Origin of the sequence: Streptomyces sp. MnatMP-M17, from assembly GCF_900091995.1 — a bacterium.
Lineage (GTDB): Bacteria > Actinomycetota > Actinomycetes > Streptomycetales > Streptomycetaceae > Streptomyces.
In genome coordinates, this window is the sequence record NZ_FMDK01000297.1 from 1 (window position 1) to 3,858 (window position 3,858).

A 3,858-nucleotide genomic window follows, 5' to 3' on the forward strand; every position below is an offset into this window, starting at 1 on the left:
CCCCCGCCGTGCGCCGCGCCCGCCGCGCCGGGATACGGACCGCCGTCGCCATGGGCCTGGCGGCCGGACTCGGCTGTGCCGCGCTCACCGCGTTGCCGGCCGCCGCCGCCGATCCGTCGCTGAAGGTCCAGTACCGTCAGAGCTCCACCGGCTCCGACCAGGCCGAGCCCTGGTTCAAGGTGGTCAACACCTCGGGCTCCGCCGTCTCCCTCGGCACGGTCAAGATCCGCTACTACTTCAAGGCCGACGCGGGCGCCTCGTACACCTTCGCCTGCTCCTGGGCGGTGAAGGGCTGCGCCAACATCACCGGCACCTTCGGCACGCTCGCCAATCCCACCGCCACCGCCGACCGCTATCTGGAGATCGGCTTCACCGCGGGCGCGGGCTCCCTCGCGCCGGGCGCCGACACCGGTGACATGCAGCTCCGCTTCTACCGCTCCAACTGGGCCTCGCTCAACCAGAGCGACGACTACTCCTTCGGTCCCTCGCAGACCGCCTACGGCGACTGGACGAAGACCACCGCCACGGTGGGCGGCGCACTCGTCTGGGGTACCGCGCCGGACGGCAACGACCCGGGCGGCCCCACGAACCCGCCCACCGATCCTCCGACCGACCCGCCCACCGGCGGTGCGGCGCTCTTCGACGACTTCAACTACACCTCGTACACCGATCCCGCGATCAGCTCCCATGGCTGGAGCGTGCGCGCGAACTCCGGCGGGCCCGGAGTGCCGGGCGCGACCTGGGCGCCCGAGAACGTCACCTTCGCCAAGGAGGGGACGAACTCGATCATGAATCTGGAGACCTCCACCGCCGGCACGAGCGGTACGACCGAGCAGACCGAGGTCCTCACCAAGGCGATGAAGTTCAAGAACGGCACCTACGCGGCCCGCGTGAGGTTCTCCGACACCCCGAAGTCGGGCCCGGACGGTGACCGTCTCGTACAGACCTTCTTCACCATCAACGACCTCAAGGCCCCGATGGCGGACGACTACGCGGAGTACGACTTCGAGTATCTGCCGAACGGCGGCTGGGGCGAGCCCGCCAATATCCTCTACACCACCTCCTGGGAGACCTACCGGCCGGATCCCTGGGAGGCCGTCAACCAGCACTCGGAATCCCGGATCAGCTACGCGGGCTGGCACGATCTGGTGGTCACCATCGACAACAACGCCATCACCTACTACGTCGACGGGCAGACCTTCGGTACGCACGACGCCCGCTATCTGCCCGAGCGGCCCATGTCGATCAACTTCAACCAGTGGCTGATCGATCTGGCCGGACAGACGAGCACCACACCGCGGGCGTACGACCAGAAGGTCGACTACGTCCTGCATGTCAAGGACCAGGTGCTGACACCGGCTCAGGTCGGCGCGAAGGTCAACGCCTACCGGGCGGCGGGCACCACCTTCGAGGACACGGTGCCGGGCGGTCAGTGACGCGAGCGGGCGCCGGCGGTACGTCGTAACGGCCGCCGACCGTGCGCCGGACCGGGCCATCACAGGGACGGGTGTCGTTCAGGCGCCCGTCCCTCTCCGTCTCCTTGTGGGACTTGACCCTCCCCTTGGTCCATACCAAAATCCCACACACCCGCGCGAACGCTGTTCGCTCCCCCCACGCCGGGCTCCCTTTTCGTGCTGTTCACGCCAGAAGGTTGACCTACGTGAAGAACCGTTGTCTTGCCTGTTCCGTGGCCCTTGTCTCCTGCGTCGCGCTCGGCGGCTGCGGAATGATGCCGGGCGGAGGCGGAGGCTCCACCACGGTGACCGTCTGGCTGATGAAGGACAGCGTCTCGGACGCCTTTCTCGACCGCTTCGTGACCGACTACGAGGACGAACACCCTTCCGTCGAACTGGACATCAAGATCCAGGAGTGGACCGGGATCGGCGAGAAGGTGCTGACCGCGCTGGACGGCGAGGACGCGCCGGATGTCGTCGAGGTCGGCAACACCCAGGTCGCCCAGTACGCGGAGAGCGGGAATCTGCGTGATCTGACTCTGGAGTCCGTAAGGGATCTGGGCAGCGAGGACTGGCTGCCCGGTCTCGCCGAGCCGGGCAGTATCAACGGCGCGCAGTTCGGTATCCCGTGGTACGCGGCCAACCGCGTCGTGATCTACAACAAGGAACTGTTCGCGCTCGCCGGGATCGACGAGCTTCCCAAGACCCGTGAGGCATGGCTCGCCGACACCGAGGAGCTCAACCGCGGTGGCAACCAGGGCATCTATCTCGCGGGCCAGGACTGGTACACGCTCGCCGGTTTCATCTGGGACGAGGGCGGCGAACTGGCCGTCGAGACGGGCGGTGAGTGGCAGGGCGTGCTCGACTCGCCCGCCGCGCTCAGAGGCATGTCCTTCTACAAGGACCTCCAGTCGCTGGGCGAAGGACCGAAGAACTCCGACGAGGCCAAGCCTCCGCAGGCGGATGTCTTCGCCAAGGGCGATGTCGCCCAGATCATCTCCACGCCCGGCTCGGCGCGGCTCATCGAGGAGCAGAACCCGGAGCTGAAGGGCAAGCTCGGCTTCTTCCCGGTACCGGGCAAGACGTCCGACAAGCCCGGGCGCGTCTTCACCGGCGGCTCCGATCTGATCGTGCCGAAGAATTCCAGCCACCACTCGGCCGCCGTCGATGTCGTCAAGGCGCTGGCGGGCGAGAAGTGGCAGACGGATCTCGCGAGAACGATGAGCTATGTGCCGAACAAGGTGACGCTCGCCGAGGTGATCGGCGGTGACGAGGGCACGGCCGCGATGGCGGCGGGCGCCGCCAGGGGCCGGGCCACGCCCAACTCGCCGCAGTGGGCGAGCGTGGAGGCGGACAATCCGATCAAGCCCTATATGACGGCCGTCCTGGAGGGCCAGGACCCGCAGGAGTCCGCGAAGGCGGCCTCCGAGCACATCACCGCCGCGCTGGTCTCCGGCTGAACCGGTACCGGTAGGTTACGAGGAAGCGCCCGAGAGCGTCCTGAGGTGTGAACGAGACACCGGACAAGACGCGGAACGAGGCACTCCGCCCTCCGTCCGATCCCGGCCATTCAACCGTCTCACATCCATACTCCGCCGTGTGGTCATGTCAAATCCAGCCGGTCACGGAAGAAACAAGGTGCCGGTCCCGCCGCGCGAGCGACGGACTCCGGCAGCCGCCTTCCCCACCGGCACAGGAGACAGCCATGTCCGCCATCGCACCAGCTCCGCTCACGACCGCTCCCGCTCCCTCGCCCGTCGGCGTTTCCGCTCCCGCCGACGCCGAGACGCGCTATGTGGTCTCCCTCGCCCGTAACCAGGAGGACGTACGGGCCGCGCAGCGACTGCGCCATCTTGTCTTCGCCGGAGAGCTGGGTGCCCGGCTCGACGGGCCCGAGCCCGGCCTGGACGTCGACGAGTTCGACGCGTACTGCGACCACCTGCTGGTCCGTGAGGAGGCCACCGGCGAGGTGGTCGGCACGTACCGGCTGCTGCCGCCCGACCGGGCCAGGGCCGCGGGACGGATCTACTCCGACAGCGAGTTCGACCTCTCCCGGCTGGGCCCGATCCGGGACGACCTGGTCGAGGTCGGCCGCTCCTGCGTCCACCCGCTGCACCGCACCGGCGGCGTCATCGCCCTCATCTGGGCCGGACTCGCCCGCTATATGACCACCACGGGCCACAACTGGCTGGCGGGCTGCTGCTCGATCCCGCTCGCGGACGGCGGCGCGCTGGCCGCCTCCACCTGGAGCACCGTGAAGACCAAGCACCTCGCGCCCGAGGAGTACTGGGTCACTCCGCACCGCCTCTGGACGCCGGATGCCGCAACCGACACAGTCGCCGCCGCCTCGGCCGCCGAACTGCCGCCGCTGCTCCGCGGCTATCTGCGGCTCCGCGCCCTGGGC

Annotated in this window: 3 protein-coding genes; all 3 read left to right on the forward strand. The window is 68.5% G+C overall.

Annotated elements, in window-relative coordinates; all coding sequences use genetic code 11:
* Nucleotides 1–50: 50 nt before the first annotated feature.
* Nucleotides 51–1,436: a cellulose binding domain-containing protein gene (locus tag GA0115259_RS14075; protein WP_093596044.1), complete on the forward strand. Its 1,386-nt coding sequence runs from the start codon at nucleotides 51–53 to the stop codon at nucleotides 1,434–1,436.
* 224 nt (nucleotides 1,437–1,660) lie between these two features.
* Nucleotides 1,661–2,914, forward strand: a complete 1,254-nt coding sequence (locus GA0115259_RS14080) for an extracellular solute-binding protein (protein WP_093596038.1) — start codon at nucleotides 1,661–1,663, stop codon at nucleotides 2,912–2,914.
* A 245-nt stretch (nucleotides 2,915–3,159) separates the two neighbouring features.
* Nucleotides 3,160–3,858: GNAT family N-acetyltransferase (locus GA0115259_RS14085; RefSeq protein ID WP_093596041.1), on the forward strand; the 699-nt coding region annotated here is incomplete at its 3' end.